Origin of the sequence: Ameyamaea chiangmaiensis (assembly GCF_013376175.1) — a bacterium.
Classification (GTDB): domain Bacteria; phylum Pseudomonadota; class Alphaproteobacteria; order Acetobacterales; family Acetobacteraceae; genus Ameyamaea; species Ameyamaea chiangmaiensis.
Window position 1 is genome coordinate 1 of the sequence record NZ_JABXXR010000297.1, and the last position, 1,488, is coordinate 1,488.

3 protein-coding genes are annotated in these 1,488 nt (G+C 68.8%); all 3 read right to left on the reverse strand.

The features are described 5' to 3' along the window. Positions 1 to 181, reverse strand: a 181-nt coding sequence (locus tag HUK82_RS16540; RefSeq protein ID WP_176614955.1) for a deoxyribodipyrimidine photo-lyase, incomplete at its 3' end; no start/stop codon positions are given. A gap of 105 nt (positions 182 to 286) precedes the next feature. Beyond that, on the reverse strand, positions 287 to 1,102 hold the full coding sequence (locus HUK82_RS16545; RefSeq protein ID WP_176614956.1) for a TIGR00282 family metallophosphoesterase: 816 nt from the start codon (positions 1,100 to 1,102) through the stop codon (positions 287 to 289). A gap of 2 nt (positions 1,103 to 1,104) precedes the next feature. After that, the coding region (locus HUK82_RS16550; RefSeq protein WP_176614957.1) for a 5-formyltetrahydrofolate cyclo-ligase at positions 1,105 to 1,488 on the reverse strand (384 nt) is incomplete at its 5' end.

Consider the following 1,488-nt stretch of genomic DNA (forward strand, 5'->3'; position numbering starts at 1 on the left):
CCCGCAGACCGCCGTCCAGCCACCACCGCGCGGCCGCGCCAGGCATGGCATCGGGATCGGCGATGTAGACGCACACAAGGGCCGCCCCGGTGCGGGCGGCCTCGCGCAGGGCGGGATTGTCCGCCAGACGCAGGTCCTCGCGGAACCAGACGATGGCGGGTGGGGTATCGGGTGTGTTCATGGGCGCTCCGGTTGCTCGGAAGGCCCTAACGCTTCGTCATGACGATCCGATGCGTCTGCGCGCCGCGCGGATGTGCGTTTGTGCGGCCCCTTGTCAGACGGGGGCTCAGAAATCCGGCAGCGTCTGCGACAGGTGTCCCCCCTGCCGCAGGGGAGCCATGCGACGGGCAAGACCGGTCGTGTCGTCGGTCTCGACCATCATCCCGGCGATCGAGGCCTCGCCCTCGGCGGGTTGCAGACGCTCGCCCGGCATCTTGCGGATGAAGCGCGCGATGGCGGCCTCCTTGCGCATGCCGATGACGCTGTCGTAGTCGCCACACATGCCCGCATCGGTCTGGTAGGCCGTGCCGCGCGGCAGAATCCGGTGGTCGGCGGTGGGTGTATGGGTGTGGGTGCCGACGATCAGCGACGCGCTGCCGTCAAAGGCATGACCGAAGGCCCATTTCTCGCTGGTGGCCTCGGCATGGAGGTCGATGATGATGGCCTGAACGGTGGCGCCGAGACGCTGCCGCGCCAGCAGGTCGGTCACGGCGCGGAACGGATCGTCGAGCGGGTCCATGAACAGCCGCCCCATCACGTTGACGACCAGCGCCTTGCGGCCGTCGACCAGGCTGACGACCACACTGCCGTTGCCGGGGGTTCCAGGCGGAAAATTCAGCGGCCTGATAATCCGCGGTGTCGCGTCGATATGGCCGATCAGGTCCTTGCGGTCCCAGGCGTGGTTGCCCAGCGTCAGCACGTCCGCCCCGGCCTCGAACAGTTCGGTCGCGATCTGGGGCGACAGACCGAAGCCGTGGCTGGCGTTCTCGGCGTTCACGACCACCAGGTCGAGGGCCAGCGTGCGCCGCAGGTCGGGGAGGCGACTTATGACCGCCTCGCGCCCGACACGTCCGACCACGTCACCCAGAAACAGAATCCGCACTGTCAGGCCCCTTTTGCGCAGGTGATGACCCCGTGCTCGGTCGCTACGTGGTCGAGGGCCACGTCATAAGGGCCCGTGGGCACGAAGGCCACCTCCTGCCGGGAAAAGGCAAAGCCGATCGCCCGGGCGTCGGGACGCTCGGCCAGGGTCCGGTCGTAGTAGCCGCCGCCATAACCAAGGCGAAAACCGCGTCGGTCGAAACACAGAAGCGGCACGAAGATCAGGTCCGGCTCTGCATAGGGTCCGTCGGGGAAGCGCGTGCCGAAGCGTCCAGGGCGCATGGGTGTGTCGGGGGTCCAGCGGCGGAACCGCAGCGGGTGGCCGCGCGGCGTGGTTTCCGGCAGGGCGACCTGCCGACCCGCGCCATGCAGCGCGTGGGCAAGCGG